The 18,183-nt window shown below is 71.4% G+C and carries 18 protein-coding genes; 14 read left to right on the top strand and 4 right to left on the bottom strand.

The window, feature by feature from the left end:
* Positions 1-279 precede the first annotated feature (279 nt).
* The gene (locus CP984_RS09830; RefSeq protein WP_003981818.1) at positions 280-1,407 is read left to right on the top strand and encodes a hypothetical protein; all 1,128 of its coding nucleotides are present in this window, start codon (positions 280-282) and stop codon (positions 1,405-1,407) included.
* Positions 1,408-1,703: 296 nt separating this feature from the next.
* On the opposite strand, the gene CP984_RS09825 is transcribed toward CP984_RS09830, so the two are convergent.
* Positions 1,704-3,098 carry a D-arabinono-1,4-lactone oxidase gene (locus CP984_RS09825; RefSeq protein ID WP_003981817.1) on the bottom strand — a complete coding sequence of 465 codons (1,395 nt, stop codon included), beginning with the start codon at positions 3,096-3,098 and terminating at the stop codon, positions 1,704-1,706.
* Positions 2,983-4,302: an MFS transporter gene (locus CP984_RS09820; protein ID WP_003981816.1), complete on the bottom strand. Its 1,320-nt coding sequence runs from the start codon at positions 4,300-4,302 to the stop codon at positions 2,983-2,985. The genes CP984_RS09825 and CP984_RS09820 overlap by 116 nt, the downstream gene beginning before the upstream one ends.
* A 142-nt stretch (positions 4,303-4,444) precedes the next feature.
* On the opposite strand from CP984_RS09820, the gene CP984_RS09815 reads away from it, so the two are divergent.
* Both CP984_RS09815 and CP984_RS09810 read left to right on the top strand, forming a co-directional pair.
* Entirely contained in the window at positions 4,445-5,626 is a 1,182-nt protein-coding gene (locus tag CP984_RS09815) for a ferrochelatase (RefSeq protein ID WP_030185040.1), read from the top strand.
* Positions 5,627-5,711: 85 nt separating this feature from the next.
* Positions 5,712-6,512 carry an inositol monophosphatase family protein gene (locus tag CP984_RS09810; protein WP_003982536.1) on the top strand — a complete coding sequence of 267 codons (801 nt, stop codon included), beginning with the start codon at positions 5,712-5,714 and terminating at the stop codon, positions 6,510-6,512.
* Positions 6,513-6,596: 84 nt separating this feature from the next.
* Here the strand turns inward: CP984_RS09810 and CP984_RS41225 are convergent, their stop codons facing one another.
* Positions 6,597-6,770 (bottom strand): hypothetical protein, encoded by a 174-nt coding sequence (locus tag CP984_RS41225; protein WP_003982535.1) that lies wholly within the window; start codon positions 6,768-6,770, stop codon positions 6,597-6,599.
* Between the two features lie 362 nt (positions 6,771-7,132).
* Between CP984_RS41225 and CP984_RS09805 the strand changes: the two genes are divergently transcribed.
* From CP984_RS09805 to CP984_RS09790, 4 genes are all read left to right on the top strand, one after another.
* Entirely contained in the window at positions 7,133-7,786 is a 654-nt protein-coding gene (locus tag CP984_RS09805; protein WP_003982533.1) for a response regulator transcription factor, read from the top strand.
* Between the two features lie 6 nt (positions 7,787-7,792).
* Positions 7,793-9,043 carry a sensor histidine kinase gene (locus CP984_RS09800; protein ID WP_003982532.1) on the top strand — a complete coding sequence of 417 codons (1,251 nt, stop codon included), beginning with the start codon at positions 7,793-7,795 and terminating at the stop codon, positions 9,041-9,043.
* A gap of 523 nt (positions 9,044-9,566) precedes the next feature.
* Positions 9,567-9,869 carry a DUF4193 domain-containing protein gene (locus CP984_RS09795; RefSeq protein ID WP_003982531.1) on the top strand — a complete coding sequence of 101 codons (303 nt, stop codon included), beginning with the start codon at positions 9,567-9,569 and terminating at the stop codon, positions 9,867-9,869.
* A 15-nt stretch (positions 9,870-9,884) separates the two neighbouring features.
* The gene (locus CP984_RS09790; protein WP_003982530.1) at positions 9,885-10,721 is read left to right on the top strand and encodes a hypothetical protein; all 837 of its coding nucleotides are present in this window, start codon (positions 9,885-9,887) and stop codon (positions 10,719-10,721) included.
* A 135-nt stretch (positions 10,722-10,856) separates the two neighbouring features.
* On the opposite strand, the gene CP984_RS09785 is transcribed toward CP984_RS09790, so the two are convergent.
* Positions 10,857-11,300 carry a DUF3093 domain-containing protein gene (locus tag CP984_RS09785; protein ID WP_003982529.1) on the bottom strand — a complete coding sequence of 148 codons (444 nt, stop codon included), beginning with the start codon at positions 11,298-11,300 and terminating at the stop codon, positions 10,857-10,859.
* A gap of 58 nt (positions 11,301-11,358) precedes the next feature.
* Here CP984_RS09785 and CP984_RS09780 point away from each other — a divergent pair, with 58 nt between their 5' ends.
* From CP984_RS09780 to kdpC, 7 genes are all read left to right on the top strand, one after another.
* Complete coding sequence (locus CP984_RS09780) at positions 11,359-11,952, top strand: PaaI family thioesterase (protein ID WP_003982528.1); 594 nt, start codon at positions 11,359-11,361, stop codon at positions 11,950-11,952.
* Complete coding sequence (gene dut / locus CP984_RS09775) at positions 11,949-12,470, top strand: dUTP diphosphatase (protein ID WP_003982527.1); 522 nt, start codon at positions 11,949-11,951, stop codon at positions 12,468-12,470. Before CP984_RS09780 ends, dut begins: the two co-directional genes overlap by 4 nt.
* 1 nt (position 12,471) lies before the next feature.
* Complete coding sequence (locus CP984_RS09770) at positions 12,472-13,245, top strand: DUF3710 domain-containing protein (RefSeq protein WP_030185042.1); 774 nt, start codon at positions 12,472-12,474, stop codon at positions 13,243-13,245.
* 314 nt (positions 13,246-13,559) lie between these two features.
* Positions 13,560-13,649, top strand: coding sequence for a K(+)-transporting ATPase subunit F (gene kdpF / locus CP984_RS09765; protein ID WP_003982525.1), 90 nt, complete (start codon positions 13,560-13,562; stop codon positions 13,647-13,649).
* 8 nt (positions 13,650-13,657) lie between these two features.
* Positions 13,658-15,334 (top strand): potassium-transporting ATPase subunit KdpA, encoded by a 1,677-nt coding sequence (kdpA, locus tag CP984_RS09760; protein ID WP_003982524.1) that lies wholly within the window; start codon positions 13,658-13,660, stop codon positions 15,332-15,334.
* A 41-nt stretch (positions 15,335-15,375) separates the two neighbouring features.
* Complete coding sequence (gene kdpB / locus CP984_RS09755; protein ID WP_003982523.1) at positions 15,376-17,490, top strand: potassium-transporting ATPase subunit KdpB; 2,115 nt, start codon at positions 15,376-15,378, stop codon at positions 17,488-17,490.
* A 6-nt stretch (positions 17,491-17,496) separates the two neighbouring features.
* Positions 17,497-18,150: a potassium-transporting ATPase subunit KdpC gene (gene kdpC / locus CP984_RS09750; RefSeq protein WP_003982522.1), complete on the top strand. Its 654-nt coding sequence runs from the start codon at positions 17,497-17,499 to the stop codon at positions 18,148-18,150.
* The last annotated feature ends 33 nt before the right edge of the window (positions 18,151-18,183 follow it).

The following is an 18,183-nucleotide window of genomic DNA, read 5'->3' as shown; positions in this document are numbered from 1 at the left end:
CGGGGGTGAGTGCCACCTGCCGGCCCCTTCCCCCGTATTCGGGCAGCCGGACGGGATTCCGGGGCCAGGGCTCGCCACAGTACTCCATTCGGGCCACTGAGGTGGACCGCCGCGCCGCCGAAGTTCACCAGCGCCAAGGGAGTTGGTCGCCTTGTCGATCTCTCTACACCGCGTGACGGGTGGCGAGGTTCACAGAATCCGCAGAATCGGAACTACCGGCTTCGCTCATAGGTCACTTGTCCGTGCAAGATGGATCGAAGGGGCGATCAAAGGCTGGAGATGGACGACAAAAGCGATACCGACACAAAAAGCAAGGAGAAACGGCTCGACCTGAGCGTCGCTCAGGTCGCGGGCAGTGCCCTCGCGGCCGCCGTCGCCGCGTTTCTCGCCGGACAGCTCGGCGTGTACGGGACCATCATCGGCGCGGGTGTGGTGAGTGTCGTGGCCACCACCGGTGGCTCGCTCTTCCAGCACCTCTTCCGGCGCACCGGCGAGCAGCTCAAGGAGGTCGCGACGGTCGGCACCCGGCCGAAACCGCGGCGCTCCTCGGTCAAACGCAGACCGACGGAGCCCGGGGCGGGGACCGGCGCCGGTCTGGTGCTGCCCACCTTCGACCGCTCGGGGGCGGAGGACGAGATCACCTCCGTCGCCGCCAAGGACCCGCGCGCGGCCGACGGTGCGGACCGTACGCAGCTGCTGCCGCAGGCCGACGCGCCGGACGCGGACGCCACGCGGCTCCTCGGGCAGGCCGGAACGGGAGGCCGGCCCACCGACCGGACGCAGATGGTGCCGCGGCTCGACGACCGGACCGTGGCGCTGGGGCAGGTACGCCCCGGCGACCGCCCGGCCGGGGCCACCGCGGTGCCGCGGCCCGACGAGGTCAGCACCGCCACGTACGGCACCCGGCTGCGCGGCTGGAAGCGCCCGGCCCTGGCCGCGCTGGCCATCTTCGTGCTGTCGATGGGCGCGGTCACCTGCGTAGAGCTGGTGACCGGTCAGGACGCTTCCGGCGGCAAGGGAACCTCCGTGGGCAACGTCCTGACGGGCGGCGGCGGGCACAAGTCGGAGGACAAGACGCCGCCCGCCACCGAGTCGCCGTCGCCCGGCACCTCGCACGGTGACGGCACGACGGGCGGCACCCCGTCGCCCGGCCCCAGTGGTTCCACCGGCACCGGCCGCGACAAGGACGGCACCACCGGCGGTACGGGGCAGTCGTCCTCGCCGAGCCCGGACCCGGGCAAGAGCGGCAAGCCCACCCCGCCGCCGAGCCCGCAGCCGTCCAAGTCCGCCGGCGGCGACACCGGCAAGGGCGGTGACGACTCCAAGGACGGTTCCCAGGGCGATTCGAGCGACCGGAACAAGCAGCAGCCCGGCGGACAGCAGGCGCCGGACCCGAAATCCTCGTGAACGCGGTACGGAAATCCGCGCCCGCGCGGGACTAAATGCCGCCTCGCGCAAGGACCCAATCCCCTTCGGTACGGGGACGGAATTCCGTGGCGCAACGGGACCGAATCCCTTTGGCCCCGAGAACGCGGCCGGCCGCCCCGCGCGGGCGGCGGCCGACCGGCCCGGACCCGGCAGCACGCCGGTCCGGGCCGTCGTGCTGCCGGGCCCGTGGAGCGGCCGGCCCGTTCATCCGTCCAGGACGTTAGGCCGGCTGAGCGATTCAGCCGTCCGGGGGGCATGCGGAACGGCCGTCGGCGTCACGAACCCAGAACCCGTCGCAGGTAGGCGTTGGTGAACAGGCGCCCGGGGTCCAGCCGGTCGCGCAGCGCGGTGAACTCCGCGAATTGCGGGTAGACGCCGGAGAGGTACGCGGCGTCGCGGCTGTGCAGCTTCCCCCAGTGCGGCCGGCCGCCGTGCGCCGTCATGATCCGCTCGGCCGCGCTGAAGAACGCCCGGTACGGCGTGCCCCGGTACATGTGCACGGCGAGATAGGCGGTGTCCCGCGCGGAGGCGGTCGACAGCGGGATGTCGTCGGCCGGCGCGGTGCGCACCTCCACCGGGAAGCTCACCCGGAAGCCCGAGCGCTCCACCAGCGTCCGCACCTCGCGCAGTGCCGCCACGGCGGCCTCCCGCGGCAGTGCGTACTCCATCTCCATGAAGCGCACCCGGCGCGGGCTGGTGAAGACCTTGTACGGGATGTCGGTGTACGCACGGGCGGACAGCGCCCGGCTGGAGAGGCGGGCGATGCCCGGAACGGTTGCGGGCACCGCCCGGCCGACGGCGCACGCGGCGCGGAAGACCCCGTTGGAGAGCAGTTCGTCGTCGATCCAGCCGCTGATCCGGCCGAGCGGGGCGGCGGGGCCCAGGCTGCGGTTGTTGCGCTTGGTGTTGCAGTTGCCTGTGTGGGGGAACCAGTAGAACTCGAAGTGCTCGTTCTCGGCGACGAGCCGGTCGAATTCGGCCGTCACCTGCTCGAACGGCATCGGCTCCTCGCGGGCCGCCAGCCAGAACTGGGGCTCCACCGTGAAGGTGACCGAGCTGATCACGCCCAGCGCGCCCAGCCCCACCCGGGCCGCCGCGAAGACTTCCGGGTTCTCGGTGGCGGAGCAGGTGAGCACCGAGCCGTCCGCCGTGACCAGTTCGAGCCCGGTGAGCTGCGCGGCGACGGACGCCGAGTCGCGGCCGGTGCCGTGCGTGCCGGTACTGACCGCGCCGGAGACCGTCTGCTCCATGATGTCGCCCATGTTGGCCAGCGACAGGCCGTGCGAGGCGAGTGCCTGATTGAGGTGCTTGAGCGTGGTGCCCGCCGCCACGGTCACGGTGCCGGCGGCGGGGTCCACCTTCCGTATGCCGGTCAGGCGCTCGGGCCGTATGAGAAGCCCGTCGGTGGCGGCGGCCGCGGTGAAGGAGTGGCCGGTACCGGCCGCCTTGACCGTCAGCCCGTCGGCCGCCGCTCCGCGGATCGCGGCGGCCAGTTCCTCGGTGGAGGCCGGTGCGACGCTCCGCGCCGGCCGTACGGTGACGTTGCCCGCCCAGTTACGCCAGGCGGGCCGGGGCGCCTTCCCCCGTGCCGTCCGCGTCCGTACCGTCCGGGCCGCGCCCGTCCGCGTGCCCGTGTCCGTCCTGCCGGTCGTCCTCTGTGCCTCGGCCATCTGCGCCCGTCCCCTCACGCTGCGGCGCCGGCCGCAGCCGGCGGTATCCGAGGAACGCCACCGCCGCCGCGAGCGCCCCCGCCACGGCCGGCACCAGGTAGCCGCGCCCGGCCCCGGCCGCGTCCACCACCCAGCCGGCGGCCGACGAGCCGAGCGCCACACCGACCGCGAGCCCGGTGCTGGTCCAGGTCATGCCCTCGGTCAGGTTCGCGCGCGGTACGTGCTGCTCGACGAGGGCCATGGTGGTCACCATCGTCGGCGCGATGGCCAGGCCCGCGAAGAAGAGCGCCACGGCCAGGAGCGGCAGGTTCCCGACCAGTTGGAGCGGGATCATACTCACGGCCATCGCACATACACCCACCAGCCACCGCCGGGCGGCCGGGCCCTTGAAGTGCAGCATGCCGAAGACGACGCCGGCGGTGCACGAGCCGAGCGCGTAGGTCGCCAGCACCAGGCTGGCGGCCCCCTGGTGGCCCTGCTCCTCGGCGAACGCCAGCGTCACCACGTCGATCGCCCCGAAGATCGCGCCGGTCGCCGTGAACGTGAGCACCAGCACCTGCAGGCCGCGCGAGCGCAACGCCGAGCCCTTGCCGTGGTGTTCGCGCGGATGCGTCGGCGGTTCGGTCGCGCGCTGCGCGGTGAGCCAGAAGACCCCGGCCACCAGGAAGACCGTCGCCAGCAGCGGGCCCGCCTCGGGGAACCAGGAGGTGCACAGGCCGATGGAGAGGATCGGCCCGATGATGAAGCACACCTCGTCGACGATCGACTCCCAGGAGTACGCGGTGTGCAGCAGCCGCGGCGCGTCCTGGTGGACCGTCGCCCAGCGGGCCCGGACCATCGCGCCGACGCTCGGCACGCAGCCCGAGCACGCGGTGAAGACGAACAGCGTCCAGTCCGGCCAGCCCTGCTGCGCGCTCACCAGCAGACCCGCCATGGCCGCGGCCGAGATCAGGGTGACCGGGCGCAGCACCCGGCGCTGGCCGTGCCGGTCCACCAGCCGGGAGACCTGGGGGCTGAGCACGGCCGAGGCCAGCGCCACGGTCGCCGCCAGCGCGCCCGCCAGGCCGTACCGGCCGGTGAGCAGGGAGACCATCGTGACGATGCCGATGCTCGCCATGGAGAGCGTCATCCGGCCCAGGAAGCCGGCCGCCGTGAAGGACCTGGTTCCGGGGGTGACGAAGAGGGCGCGGTAGGGGCTGGGCAAGGAGGACTCCGCCGGTGAGGGCCGGCCACCGGGGGCCCGGCGGTCGGTAAGGCATGTCGGGGGCCGACACAGCTTACGCGCGGTGCCCGCGTGGGCGCCTCCGGTTTTCCGCCTGTCAGTGGCTGGTGGCAGGATCGAAGTCATGCCCGAACAGTGCGATCCGCCCCTCTCGACCGCCGGGGGGACCCCCGGTCCCTACGACGCCCTGCTGCTGCTGTCCTTCGGCGGCCCCGAAGGTCCGGACGACGTCGTCCCCTTCCTGGAGAACGTCACCCGCGGCCGTGGCATCCCCCGCGAGCGCCTGAAAGAGGTGGGTCAGCACTACTTCCTGTTCGGCGGCGTCAGCCCGATCAACGCGCAGAACCGCGAGCTGCTGGACGCCCTGCGCAAGGACTTCGCCGAAAACGGCCTGGATCTGCCCGTCTACTGGGGCAACCGCAACTGGGCGCCCTACCTGGTCGACACGCTGCGCGAGATGGTCCGCGACGGCCGCCGCCGCATCGCCGTCCTCGCCACCAGCGCCTACGCCTCGTACTCCGGCTGCCGCCAGTACCGCGAGAACCTGGCCGACGCGCTGGCCACCCTCCAGGCCGACGGCCTGCCCGTGCCCCAGGTCGACAAGCTGCGGCACTACTTCAACCACCCCGGCTTCGTGCGCCCCATGGTCGACGGCGTGCTCGCCTCGCTCGCCGAACTCCCCACGGACGTCCGCGACCGCGCGCACATCGCCTTCACCACCCACTCCATCCCGACCGCCGCCGCCGACACCTCCGGCACCCCGGCGGACCACACCGAGGACGGCGAGGGCGGCGCGTACGTCGCCCAGCACCTGGACGTGGCCCGGGTGATCGCCGACGCGGTCCGCGAGGAGACCGGCGTGGACCACCCGTGGCGGCTGGTCTACCAGTCCCGCAGCGGCGCCCCGCACATCCCCTGGCTGGAGCCGGACATCTGCGACCACCTCGAAGAGGTGCACCGCGCCGGCGTCCCCGCCGTGGTCATGGCCCCCATCGGCTTCGTCTCGGACCACATGGAGGTCAAGTACGACCTCGACACCGAAGCCACCGCCAAGGCCGCCGAACTGGGCCTGCCGGTCGCCCGCTCCGCCACCGTCGGCGCCGACCCGCGCTTCGCCGCGGCCGTCCGCGACCTGGTGCTGGAGCGCGCCGCCGCCGAGCAGGGCGGCGCCCCGGCGCGCTGCGCCCTCGGCGCGCTGGGCCCCAGCCACGACCTGTGCCCGATCGGCTGCTGCCCGGCCCGCATGCCGCGCCCGGCCGCCGCGGGCGCGGACTGGACGGGGCCGGTGACGGAGGCCCAGGGATAGGCACCCGTACCGAGCCCGCTGACGGCGGCCCCGCGCCGCCCCGCACGGCCGTCCCGAGCGGCCGCCCGCAGAGCCAAGGAGCACCGTGACCGACCCGCTGTACGCCGAACTTCTCGACCTGGCCCTGGAGGCCGCCCGCCGCGCGGGTGAGCTGCTGCGCGACGGCCGCCCCGCCGACCTGGGCGTGGCCGCCACCAAGACCAGCCCCATCGACGTCGTCACCGAGATGGACCTCGCCAGCGAGAAGCTGATCACCGGCTTCCTCGCCGAGCGGCGCCCCGCCGACGGCTTCCTGGGGGAGGAGGGCGCCAGCGTCGTGGGCAGCAGCGGGGTGCGCTGGGTCATCGACCCGGTCGACGGCACGGTCAACTACCTGTACGGGCTGCCGTCCTGGGCGGTGTCCATCGCCGCCGAGAAGGACGGCGAGACCGTCGCCGGTGTGGTGGCGGCGCCGATGCGCGGCGAGACGTACCACGCGGTCCTGGGCGGCGGCGCGTACCGCAACGGCGAGCCGGTCCACTGCCGCCCCGCCCCGCCGCTCTCCCAGGCCCTGATCGGCACGGGCTTCGCCTACCTGAGCGAGCGCCGTGCCGCCCAGGCCGAGGTGCTGCGCACCCTGCTGCCGCGGGTCCGCGACATCCGGCGGGGCGGCTCGGCCGCGATCGATCTGTGCGACGTGGCCTGCGGCCGCCTCGACGGCTACTACGAGCGCGGGCTGAACGCGTGGGACATGGCGGCCGGCGACCTGATCGCCCGCGAGGCCGGCGCGCTGACCGGCGGCCGCCCCGGCGAGCCGGTCTCGAACGACCTGGCCGTGGCCGCCTCGCCGGACGTGTTCGCGACCCTCCAGCCGCTGCTGGAGGAGCTGGGCGCCTGGCACGACTGAGCGGCCCCATCCCCGCACACGACAGCGCCCCGGTCCCTTCGCGGGGCCGGGGCGCTGCCGTCGTCAAACGGGGCCGGGAGGTGCTCAGGCGGTGGCTGCGGTGACCTGTACGCCGTGCTCGCTGGCAAGGCGCTGCAGATCCTCCAGCTCGGCCTGCTCCACCTCGACGAGGAAGTCGTCGCCCGCCTCGCGGGCCCGGTCCAGGTCGGCTTCGGTGTTCCGTATGCGCTGCAGAATGCCTGCGGTGAACGCGTCCATGGTGCGCCCCCTCGTCGTGGGTCGGTGGCACGGGGGTGTGCCGACGGGTGGGACGATCACGGCGTGGTCCCTGCGATGGATCAGAGCGCGAAATGGCGCCGTACAGGGCGTGATCGCGGGTGTGCAGTCGTCCTCCCCAGCGGCAACCTCACGGAAACCTCAAGCGGCCCGACAATTCGGGAAGGGGCCGAAGGACGGCGTTCCGGTGGCCCGCCGTGGGGACCCCGGGTCCCGGGCCGATGGTCCCGTACACCACCGGCCACCCCCCTTACTGCCGGTTTACAGCTGTTCGGGGCAGGATGGAGGGGCTCCGATTTTGCCGTGCCCCGGTACGTCCAGGGCTGTGAGGAAGGACTAGCGACGTGCGTGTTCTCGTCGTCGAGGACGAGCAGCTGCTCGCCGATGCGGTGGCCACCGGGCTGCGCCGGGAGGCCATGGCCGTCGACGTGGTGTACGACGGCGCGGCCGCCCAGGAACGCATCGAAATCAATGACTACGACGTGGTCGTGCTGGACCGGGACCTTCCACTGGTGCACGGCGACGACGTCTGCCGCCGGATCGTCGAGCTGGGCCTGCCCACCCGGGTGCTGATGCTCACCGCCTCCGGCGACGTCAGCGACCGCGTCGAGGGCCTGGAGATCGGTGCGGACGACTACCTCCCCAAGCCGTTCGCCTTCACCGAGCTGACCGCCCGCGTACGGGCCCTGGGCCGCCGTACGACGGTCGCCCTGCCGCCCGTACTGGAGCGGGCCGGCATCAAGCTGGACCCGAACCGCCGCGAGGTCTTCCGCGACGGCAAGGAGGTCCAGCTCGCGCCGAAGGAGTTCGCGGTGCTGGAGGTGCTGATGCGCAGCGAGGGCACGGTCGTCTCGGCCGAGCAGCTGCTGGAGAAGGCCTGGGACGAGAACACCGATCCGTTCACGAACGTCGTACGGGTCACGGTCATGACCCTGCGCCGCAAGCTGGGCGAGCCGGCGGTCATCGTCACGGTGCCGGGCTCGGGGTACCGGATCTGATCGGCGATGCCCACCTCGTCCAGGACGCCCACCCCGCCCACCACCCCGCCCAAGCCCACCTGGGACCCCAAGCCGGTCAACGTCCGGCCCTTCCCCTGGCTGCGCCCGACCATCCGGATACGGCTCACGCTGCTGTACGGCGGCATGTTCCTGATGGCCGGCATCGTGCTGCTCACGATCATCTACATGCTGGCAGCCAACGCGCTCCAGGAAGGCAGCGAGCTGCCCGTCAAGATCCTGCGCGGCAACTTCGCGGCCACCAGCAACGTCTGCAACCTGCCCAATGAGAGCTCGGGTGAGATCTTCACCCAGGCGATCCAGAGCTGCCTCCAGCACCAGCGGGCGCAGGCCCTGAACACCCTGCTCAACCGCTCCCTGCTGGCGCTGCTGGGCCTGACCGTCGTCGCGTTCGCCTTCGGGTACGCGATGGCCGGCCGTGTCCTGTCGCCGCTGGGCCGGATCACCCGGACCGCGCAGCGCGTGGCGGGCTCGGATCTGCACCGCCGTATCGAGCTGGGCGGTCCGGACGACGAGCTCAAGGAGCTGGCCGACACCTTCGACGAGATGCTCGACCGCCTGGACCGGGCATTCGAGTCCCAGCGCCGTTTCGTCGCCAACGCCTCGCACGAGCTGCGCACCCCGTTGGCGATCAACCGCACGCTGCTGGAGGTGCAGCTCGCCGATCCGGACGCGTCGCCGGAGCTGGCGCAGCTCGGCAAGACACTGCTGGCGACCAACGAGCGCAGCGAGCAGCTGGTCGAGGGCCTGCTGCTGCTCGCCCGCAGCGAGAACAAGATCGTCGACAAGAAACCGGTCGATCTGGCCGAGGTCGCCTCCCAGGCCCTCGACCAGGCCCGCGCCGAGGCCCAGGCCAAGGGCGTGGAGATCCGCGGTGTACGGCAGCAGGCGTTCGTCCAGGGCAACGGCGTCCTCCTGGAGCGCATCGCGCTCAACCTCGTACAGAACGCGGTGCGCTACAACATCAAGGACGAGGGCTGGGTGGAAGTGACCACGGAGCCGCAGCAGGGCTGCGCGGTGCTGGTCGTCTCCAATACCGGCCCGGCGGTCCCGGCGTACGAGGTGGAGAACCTCTTCGAGCCGTTCCGCCGCCTCCGTACCGAGCGCACCGGCAGCGACAAGGGCGTCGGCCTGGGCCTGTCCATCGTGCGGTCCGTGGTGCGCGCCCACGACGGCACCATCACGGCGACGCCCCGCGAGGGCGGCGGCCTGGAGATGCGCGTCGTCCTGCCCGTGTGAGGGGGGCTGGGGGAGCCGCCGTGACGGCGGGGTGCCGAGGGCCGGGGTGTCCGTTTTGACCCGGGACCCGGTCTCTTGGCACCCTTGGTCGCCCTCCGCACAGCGGCTACCCCGGCTTGACGGGACGGTGGGCGGCCATGGATCCTTCGCCGAGTTCGCTTTGCGCTGAATTCCTACGGTCCGCCCGACGGCCCGTTCGTGTGTGATCCCTCACAGGCGCGGGGTTCGAGCCATCCACTCTCCGTGATCGGCGCGGTCGGCGGAAGGCCGGGAAAATCCGGGTTTCCCAGGCCCTTGATCACGGGAAGTACACGTGATGGCGTGCGCGAGGTGCGACATTCGGACCGTGTACGGTCCTGATCGCCATCCAAACCGATCACCTCTTCAGGGGTGCGGTTGGGTGTCGATTGAGTAACAGACCTTGATGTGAGGCAAAATCTCCGCCTCAGGTCGGGCACAAGTCCGGCCTCTCACGCGTTACGTGCGCTGGAGACACCGCAGACACCCAGAGGGGGAGAGCGACATGGCTACGGATTACGACACCCCACGCAAGACAGATGACGACCTCAACGAGGACAGCATCGAAGAACTGAAGTCGCGGCGGAACGACAAGTCCGCCTCGGCCGTCGACGTCGACGAGTTCGAGCAGGCCGAGGGCCTGGAACTGCCCGGCGCCGACCTTTCCAACGAGGAACTCGCCGTCCGGGTGCTGCCCAAGCAGCAGGACGAGTTCACCTGCATGAGCTGCTTCCTGGTCCACCACCGCAGCCAGCTGGCCGCGGAGGACAAGAACGGCCAGCCGATCTGCCGCGACTGCGCGGCCTGAGGACCGGACTACGCCGTGGCAGGCGTGAACCCGTTCCGCAAGGGACGCAAGGGCGAGGAAGGCCCGGCGGCCGGCGCACGCTCACGTGACGAAACCGCGCCCGTGCCCGCCGACCCGACCGCCCTCCCCGCGGAGCGGACGACCGGTGCAGTGGAGGAGCGAGGCCGTGCGGCCTCGCTCGCGGCGGCTGTGGGCCGCGGTGCCAGAAAGGGCCGCGCGGGCTTCCGCAAGGGCCTGTCGGCGGTCGCCGAGCGCATCATCGACAACGCCCCGCGGATCCCGGTCCGCGACCTGGCGACGCTGCGCCGCCAGTTTCCCGGCCTGACCCCCGAGGAACTGGCCGACAAGCTCGTCGCCGGAGCCACCCGGGGCACGGCCACCGTCGGCGCGGGGGTGGGTGCGGCGGCGATGCTGCCGGTGCCGCCCGCCATGCCGGCCGAGCTGGCCGCCGAGATCGTCGGTGTGGCCTCCGTGGAGATCAAGCTCATCGCCGAGCTCCACGAGGTCTACGGCCTGCGTCCGCACGGCAGCCTCGCCCAGCGCAGCACCGCCTACCTGGCCGCGTGGACCGAGGAGCGCGGCATCGACGTCACGAAACCCACGACGGTCAACGCGGCGCTCGGCGGACAGATGAAGCGCGAACTGCGCCAGCAGATCATGAAGCGCACGCTGCGCAATCTGCCGAACCTCACCCCGTTCATGGTCGGCGCCGCGGTCGGCGCGTTCATGAACCGGCGGGACACCAAGAAGCTCGCGGACAAGGTCCGCGCGGACCTGCGCACGAAGCAGGTGCCGTGGGAAGCCCTGCCGGAGCCCGCGACGACGGCCCTGCCGCCGCGCGCCGCCCGCTGAGAGCCGCCCCGGCCGCCCACCGAGGGCCCGCTACGCCTCTCCCGTCACCCCGGGGTCTTTCCCCCGCACCCCCGAAAAGGCCGCTGTGCGCACCGTGGCGCCCCGGCCGCCCGCGCCGCCTGGTCCGGGGGCGGTTCAGGCCCGTACGGCCGCCAGCGCGGCCACCAGGCGCTCCGGCTCGCGGGTCGAGAGGTAGGCGTACGGAGTCGGGTCCTCCGGGTCGGTGATCTCGACCCGTACCGCGGTCCGTACGTAGCTGCGCAGCAGCATGAAGGCGCGGGTGTCGGCCTTGTGCGTACGCCAGGCCACCGCCTCCTCCGGATCCAGCACCCGGGCCTCGCCCAGCGCCGAGACCGGGATCCGGGCGTCGCCCGCGATCAGCGCGTCGCCCACCACACGGATCCGCACCGAGCCGTACGAGCTGACCGCCACCGCGGCCAGCGCCGCGCCGCCGATCAGGCCGCCGAGCATGGGCAGCGTCCCCAGCGGGAGCAGCATCAGGGCGCAGGCCACACCGATCAGGCCGGCGATCACCCACCAGGAGCGGGGCGCGGTGAGGCGTTCTTCGTACGACTGCATGACTCCAGCTTGGCACGGCGGCGCGGGCCGGTTGGCCGCGCGGGTAGGGTCTGCACTCGTGAGTGGAACCGACAAGGCCCCGACGCGGCTGACGCCACCGGCCGACGCCGTCGCCCCGGTGCGGCATCCCGACGCCCCCGCGCCCGGGGAACTCCTCGGCGCGCACTACGACCACTGCTTCGGCTGCGGCGCGGCGCAGGCCCACGGCCTGCAGCTGCAGGCCCGCGCCGAGGAGGGCGTGCGGGTGACCGCCGAGTTCACGGTCAAGGAGGCCCATCAGGGCGCGCCGGGCCTGGCGCACGGCGGCGTGCTGGCCACCGCCCTGGACGAGACGCTGGGCGCGCTGAACTGGCTGCTGCGGGTGATCGCGGTGACCGGCCGCCTGGAGACCGACTTCCGACGGCCCGTACCGGTCGGTACGGTCCTGCACCTGGACGCGGAGATAACCGCCGTCCACGGCCGGAAGATCTACTCGACGGCGGTGGGCCGCATCGGCGGGCCCGAAGGACCGGTCGCGGTACGCGCGGACGCGGTGTTCATCGAGGTGAAGATCGACCACTTCATCGACAACGGACGGCCGGCCGAGATCCAGGCCGCGATGGCCGATCCGGACCAGGTCAGGCGAGCTCGTGCTTTTGAGGTGAACCCGTGAGTCAGGTACGCAACCCGGTGGATGTGCTGATCCGGCGTCTGGACCCGGACGTTCCGCTGCCCGCCTACGGCCACCCCGGTGACGCCGGCGCCGACCTGGTGACCACCGAGGCGGCGGAACTCGCCCCGGGGGAGCGGGCGGTGCTGCCGACCGGGGTCTCGATCGCACTGCCCGACGGGTACGCGGCGTTCGTGCACCCCCGCTCGGGCCTGGCCGCCCGCTGCGGAGTGGCGCTCGTGAATGCCCCCGGGACGGTGGATGCCGGGTACCGTGGGGAAATCAAGGTGATCGTGGTCAATCTGGACCCGCGCGAACGTGTGCGGTTCGAGAGGTTCGACCGGATCGCCCAACTGGTCGTCCAGCAGGTCGAGAAGGTGCGCTTCCACGAGGTGGCGGAACTTCCCGGCTCGGCGCGGGCCGAGGGGGGATTCGGTTCCACCGGCGGTCATGCGGCGGTGGACGGCTCCACGGGTGGGAATGGATACGCATCGGTCGGTGCCGACCGGGAAGGACAGTGACGTGTTCGGACGTCGCAAGAAGAACGAGGCTCCCGCAGAGCCGGCCCGCGCGGCGGAAGCCGACGCGACGGCCTCGGACTCCGTGGACGAGGCAGCCGGGCCCGCCGAGGAGGAGCGGCGCGTGAACCTGCCGCCCGCCCCGCGGCCCGACGGCCCCTGGGACCTCTCCGAGGTCTCGGACCCCGCCGAGGGACGGGTCGACCTGGGCGGCCTGTTCGTGCCCGGCGTGGAAGGCATGGAGCTGCGCGTGGAGGTCGCGGGCGACGCGATCGTCGCCGCGACCGTGGTCCTCCAGGACAGCGCCGTACAGCTCCAGGCGTTCGCCGCCCCCAAGAAGGAGGGCATCTGGGGCGAGGTCCGCGAGGAGATCGGCGCGGGCATCACCCAGCAGGGCGGCGTCATCGACGAGGTCGAGGGCCCGCTCGGCTGGGAACTGCGCGCCCAGGTCCCGGTCCAGCTCCCGGACGGCACCAACGGCGTCCAGGTCGTGCGCTTCGTCGGCGTCGACGGCCCCCGCTGGTTCCTGCGCGGCGTCATCTCCGGCCAGGGCGCGGTCCAGCCCGAGGCCGCCGGCATCCTGGAGCACATCTTCCGGGACACCGTGGTCGTCCGCGGCGAGGCCCCCATGGCCCCCCGCGACCCCATCGTCCTCAAGCTCCCCGACGACGCCCAGATGGTCCCCGACGGCGTCCAACAGGAATCCGCCGAAACCTCCCGCTTCGGCGGCGGCGTGGAGCGCCTGGAACGGGGCCCGGAAATCACCGAGATCCGCTGACGCGCGGCGCCCGCGCAAGGCCCCTCCACGGCCGAAACAGCACGCCCCCGATGGGCCGCACTCCCTCCCAAGGAGTGCGGCCCATCCGCGTTTGTGCAGGTCAGAGCGGGAAGCGTATGAGAATCGTCAATGCGGCGCTAATGGCCGTAAGGGAGGCGTCAACGGCGGTCGGAAACGGTCGGGTTGGGGGTTTGCTCTAGGGGTCAGATTCACCGATCCCACTAGGAGCACACGATGGCCGACGTGGCCTTCGTCGTCGCCACGCTCGCGGTCTTCGCGCTGGTGGCGCTCGTCGCCAAGGGGGTGACGAAGCTGTGACCATCGAGAACGTCGTCGGTCTGATCGTCGCCGTCGCCCTGCTCGGCTACCTGGTCCTCGCCCTCGTCTTCCCGGAGAGGTTCTGAGCGTCCCTATGAGCCCCATCCTGGCCGGCGTGCTCCAGCTCATCGCGCTCGTGGCCGCGCTCGCCCTGGCGTACCGCCCCCTCGGCGACTACATGGCCGCCACGTACAGCTCCCGCAAGCACCTGCGCGTCGAAAAGATCATCTACCGCTGCATCGGCGCCAATCCGGACACCGAGATGCGCTGGCCCGCGTACCTGCGAGGCGTCCTCGCGTTCTCCCTTGCCGGAGTGCTCTTCCTCTACCTGCTCCAGCGGCTGCAGGGCAGCCTGCCGCTGTCGTTCGGCTTCGCCTCTATCAGTCCGGACCAGGCGTTCAACACCGCCGCGTCCTTTGTGGCCAACACCAACTGGCAGTCGTACAGCGGCGAACAGGCCATGGGCCACGTCGTGCAGACGGCCGGTCTGGCGGTGCAGAACTTCGTCTCGGCCGCGACCGGCATGGCCGTCGCGATCGCCCTCGTACGCGGCTTCTCCCGCGCCCGTACCGGGGACCTCGGCAACTTCTGGGCCGACCTGGTACGCGGCACCGTGCGGGTGCTGATACCGATCGCCGTGATCGGGGCGCTCGTCCTCGTCGCGTGCGGCGCCATCCAGAACTTCTCCGGTATCCACGAGGTCGGGCAGTTCATGGGCGGCACCCAGCAGACCAACGGCGGCGCGGTCGCCTCCCAGGAGGTCATCAAGGAGCTGGGCACCAACGGGGGCGGTTACTTCAACGCCAACTCGGCCCACCCCTTCGAGAACCCCAACGGGTTCACCAACCTCTTCGAGGTCTTCCTCATCCTGGTCATCCCGTTCTCGCTGACCCGTACCTTCGGCAAGCTGGTCGGCAACGTACGGCAGGGCTACGCGGTCCTGGCCACCATGGGCGTCATCTGGCTCGGCTTCACCGCCCTGATGATGTGGACCGAGTTCGCGCACGGCGGCCCGGCGCTCCAGGCGGCCGGCGGCGCGCTGGAGGGCAAGGAGACGCGCTTCGGGATCGGCGGCTCGTCGATCTTCTCGGTGGCCACCACCCTCACCTCGACCGGCGCCGTGGACTCCTTCCACGACTCCTTCACCGCCTTCGGCGGCGGCATCCAGCTGCTGGGCATGATGCTCGGCGAGATCGCGCCCGGCGGCGTCGGCTCCGGCCTGTACGGCATGCTCGTGATGGCCGTCATCGCGGTGTTCATCGCGGGCCTGATGGTGGGCCGTACCCCCGAGTACCTGGGCAAGAAGATCGGCACCCGCGAGATCAAGCTCGCGGCCTGCTACATCCTCATCACCCCGACGCTGGTGCTCGGCTTCACCGCCGCCTCGATGGTGCTGCCGGACGCGCTCGGCTCGATCCTCAACACCAAGGCGCTGGGCGCCGGACCGCACGGCTTCTCCGAGGTGCTGTACGCCTTCACCTCCGGCGCCAACAACAACGGCTCGGCCTTCGGCGGCCTGAACGCCAACACCCCCTGGTACAACACCACGATCGGGCTGGCGATGCTGCTCGGCCGCTTCCTGCCGATGGTGTTCGTCCTGGCGCTGGCCGGCTCGCTCGCCGGGCAGAAGCCGGTCCCGGAGACCGCCGGCACGCTCCGTACCGAGAAGCCGCTCTTCGCGGGGCTGCTGGTCGGCACGATCCTGATCATCACCGGTCTGACGTACTTCCCGGCACTGGCGCTCGGCCCGATCGCGGAGGGGCTGTCGTGACCACCGACGTAAACGACGCACAGCAAGAGGAGCGCCGCTCCATGTCCACCGCAACACCGACCCGCGCGCCCCACCAGGACGTGCCCGCAGGGCACCAGCCGGACGGCGACGGCCGCGTCGGCGGGGGGCTCTTCGACCCCAAGCAGCTGGTCAAGTCGCTGCCGGACGCGATGCGCAAGCTGGACCCCCGGGTGATGGTCAAGTCCCCGGTGATGTTCGTGGTCGAGGTCGGCTCGGTGCTGACCACGGTCTTCGCGCTGATGTCGCCGGGGGACTGGTTCGGCTGGGCCATCGCCGTCTGGCTCTGGCTCACGGTGATCTTCGCCAACCTGGCGGAGGCGGTGGCCGAGGGCCGCGGCAAGGCGCAGGCGGACACGCTGCGCAAGGCCAAGACGGACACCGTGGCCCGCCGGCTGAGCGGCGACACCGAGGAGCAGGTGCCCGGCACCGACCTGCGCATCGGCGACCTCGTCGTCTGCGAGGCGGGCGACATCATCCCCGGTGACGGCGATGTCGTCGAGGGCGTCGCGTCGGTCGACGAGTCGGCCATCACGGGCGAGTCGGCGCCGGTCATCCGCGAGTCCGGCGGGGACCGGTCCGCGGTCACCGGCGGTACGAAGGTGCTCTCCGACCGTATCGTCATCAAGATCACCACCAAGCCCGGCGAGACCTTCATCGACCGGATGATCAACCTGGTCGAGGGCGCCGCCCGGCAGAAGACGCCGAACGAGATCGCGCTGAACATCCTGCTCGCCTCGCTCACCGTCGTCTTCCTGCTGGCCGTCGTCACGCTCCAGCCGTTCGCGGTCTACGCGGGCGCCGAACAGCCCATGATCGTGCTGCTGGCGCTGCTGGTCTGCCTGATCCCCACGACGATCGGCGCGCTGCTGTCGGCCATCGGCATCGCGGGCATGGACCGGCTGGTCCAGCGCAACGTCCTGGCGATGTCCGGGCGCGCGGTCGAGGCCGCCGGCGACGTCTCGACGCTGCTGCTCGACAAGACCGGCACCATCACCCTCGGCAACCGCCAGGCCGCCGAGTTCGTACCGGTCAAGGGCGTCACGGAGGCCGAGGTCGCGGACGCGGCCCAGCTGTCCTCACTCGCCGACGAGACCCCCGAGGGCCGCTCCATCGTCGTCCTCGCCAAGGAGAAGTACGGGCTGCGCGAGCGCCACCAGGGCGAACTGGTCGACGCGACGTGGGTGCCCTTCACCGCCCAGACCCGCATGTCGGGCGTGGACGTGACCGAGCACGGCACCGTACGCCGGGTCCGCAAGGGCGCGACCGGCTCCGTCATCGCCTGGGTGCGCGAGAGCGGCGGCACGGTCCCCGACGACGCCGACCGGCTGGCCAACGGCATCTCCGAGGCGGGCGGTACGCCGCTGCTGGTCGCCCTGGAGGACGAGCGGGGCGCTCGCGTCCTGGGCGTCATCCACCTCAAGGACGTCGTCAAGGACGGCATGCGCGAACGCTTCGTCGAGTTGCGCAAGATGGGCATCAAGACCGTCATGATCACGGGCGACAACCCGCTGACGGCCAAGGCCATCGCCGACGAGGCGGGCGTGGACGACTTCCTCGCGGAGGCCACGCCCGAGGACAAGATGGCGCTGATCAAGCGCGAACAGGCCGGCGGCAAGCTGGTCGCCATGACCGGCGACGGCACCAACGACGCGCCGGCGCTGGCCCAGGCGGACGTCGGCGTGGCCATGAACACCGGCACCTCGGCCGCCAAGGAGGCCGGGAACATGGTGGACCTGGACTCCAACCCGACCAAGCTCATCGAGATCGTCGAGATCGGCAAACAGCTCCTGATCACCCGGGGCGCCCTGACCACCTTCTCGATCGCCAACGACGTCGCGAAGTACTTCGCGATCATCCCGGCGATGTTCGCGGTGGCCTACCCGGGCCTGGACACGCTCAACATCATGCGGCTGCACAGCTCGCAGTCCGCGATCCTGTCCGCGATCATCTTCAACGCGCTGATCATCGTGGCGCTGGTCCCGCTGGCCCTCAAGGGCGTGCGCTACCGCCCGGTGAGCGCGGACCGGATGCTCCGCCGCAACCTCGGCATCTACGGACTGGGCGGCCTGATCGCCCCGTTCATCGGCATCAAACTCATCGACCTGCTCATCTCGCTGATCCCCGGGATCGGGTGATTCCCCATGAACAACGCGGTACGCAACAGTGCCCGCCTCTTCGGCGCCGGGCTGCGCGCCCTGCTCGTCCTGACCGTGGTCTGCGGCGTGATCTATCCGCTCGTCGTCACCGGCATCGCCCAGGCCGCCTTCAACGGCAAGGCCAACGGCTCCGAGGTGACACAGAACGGCAAGGCCGTCGGCTCCGAACTCCTCGGCCAACGCTACGACAAGGGCAAGGACAGCAAGGGCAACCCCATCCCGGACCTGCGCTACTTCCAGCCCCGCCCGTCCGCGGGACTCGGCAGCAACAAGACCAACGACGTCAACACCCAGTACGACCTCCAGGTCTCCGGTGCCACCAACCAGGGCGCCACCAACACCGACCTGATCGCCGCCGTCAAGGAACGCAAGCAGTGGGTCGCCGACACCTACGGCGTCCCCCAGTCCCAGGTCCCCGCCGACGCCGTCACCTCCTCCGGCTCCGGCCTCGACCCGGACATCTCCCCGGCGTACGCGAAACTCCAGGTCAACCGCGTAGCCAAGGAAAACCACCTGGACCGCGCAAAGGTCGAACGCCTGGTGGAGGACACGACCGAGGGCCGCGTCCTGGGCTTCATGGGGGAGCCCAGGGTCAATGTCCTGAAGCTGAACATGGGGCTGCGGGAACTGACCAAGTAGGCAGGTGCTTTACGGCGGGCCGGTGGTGCACAC

Source organism: Streptomyces rimosus (assembly GCF_008704655.1).
Taxonomy (GTDB): domain Bacteria; phylum Actinomycetota; class Actinomycetes; order Streptomycetales; family Streptomycetaceae; genus Streptomyces; species Streptomyces rimosus.
The sequence above is the reverse complement of the archived record's forward strand: the minus strand, read 5'-3'. Positions and strand labels throughout refer to the sequence as shown.

Excerpts from the sequence above, each read along its gene's own strand:
- CP984_RS41225 (WP_003982535.1), bottom strand. The coding sequence starts at position 6,770 with ATGGACGCGTTCACCGCAGGCATTCTGCAGCGCATACGGAACACCGAA.
- CP984_RS09815 (WP_030185040.1), top strand. The coding sequence starts at position 4,445 with ATGCCCGAACAGTGCGATCCGCCCCTCTCGACCGCCGGGGGGACCCCC.
- kdpC (WP_003982522.1), top strand. The coding sequence starts at position 17,497 with ATGAACAACGCGGTACGCAACAGTGCCCGCCTCTTCGGCGCCGGGCTG.
- CP984_RS09785 (WP_003982529.1), bottom strand. The coding sequence starts at position 11,300 with ATGCAGTCGTACGAAGAACGCCTCACCGCGCCCCGCTCCTGGTGGGTG.
- kdpA (WP_003982524.1), top strand. The coding sequence starts at position 13,658 with ATGAGCCCCATCCTGGCCGGCGTGCTCCAGCTCATCGCGCTCGTGGCC.
- kdpB (WP_003982523.1), top strand. The coding sequence starts at position 15,376 with ATGTCCACCGCAACACCGACCCGCGCGCCCCACCAGGACGTGCCCGCA.
- CP984_RS09830 (WP_003981818.1), top strand. The coding sequence starts at position 280 with ATGGACGACAAAAGCGATACCGACACAAAAAGCAAGGAGAAACGGCTC.
- CP984_RS09795 (WP_003982531.1), top strand. The coding sequence starts at position 9,567 with ATGGCTACGGATTACGACACCCCACGCAAGACAGATGACGACCTCAAC.
- CP984_RS09825 (WP_003981817.1), bottom strand. The coding sequence starts at position 3,098 with ATGGCCGAGGCACAGAGGACGACCGGCAGGACGGACACGGGCACGCGG.
- CP984_RS09800 (WP_003982532.1), top strand. The coding sequence starts at position 7,793 with ATGCCCACCTCGTCCAGGACGCCCACCCCGCCCACCACCCCGCCCAAG.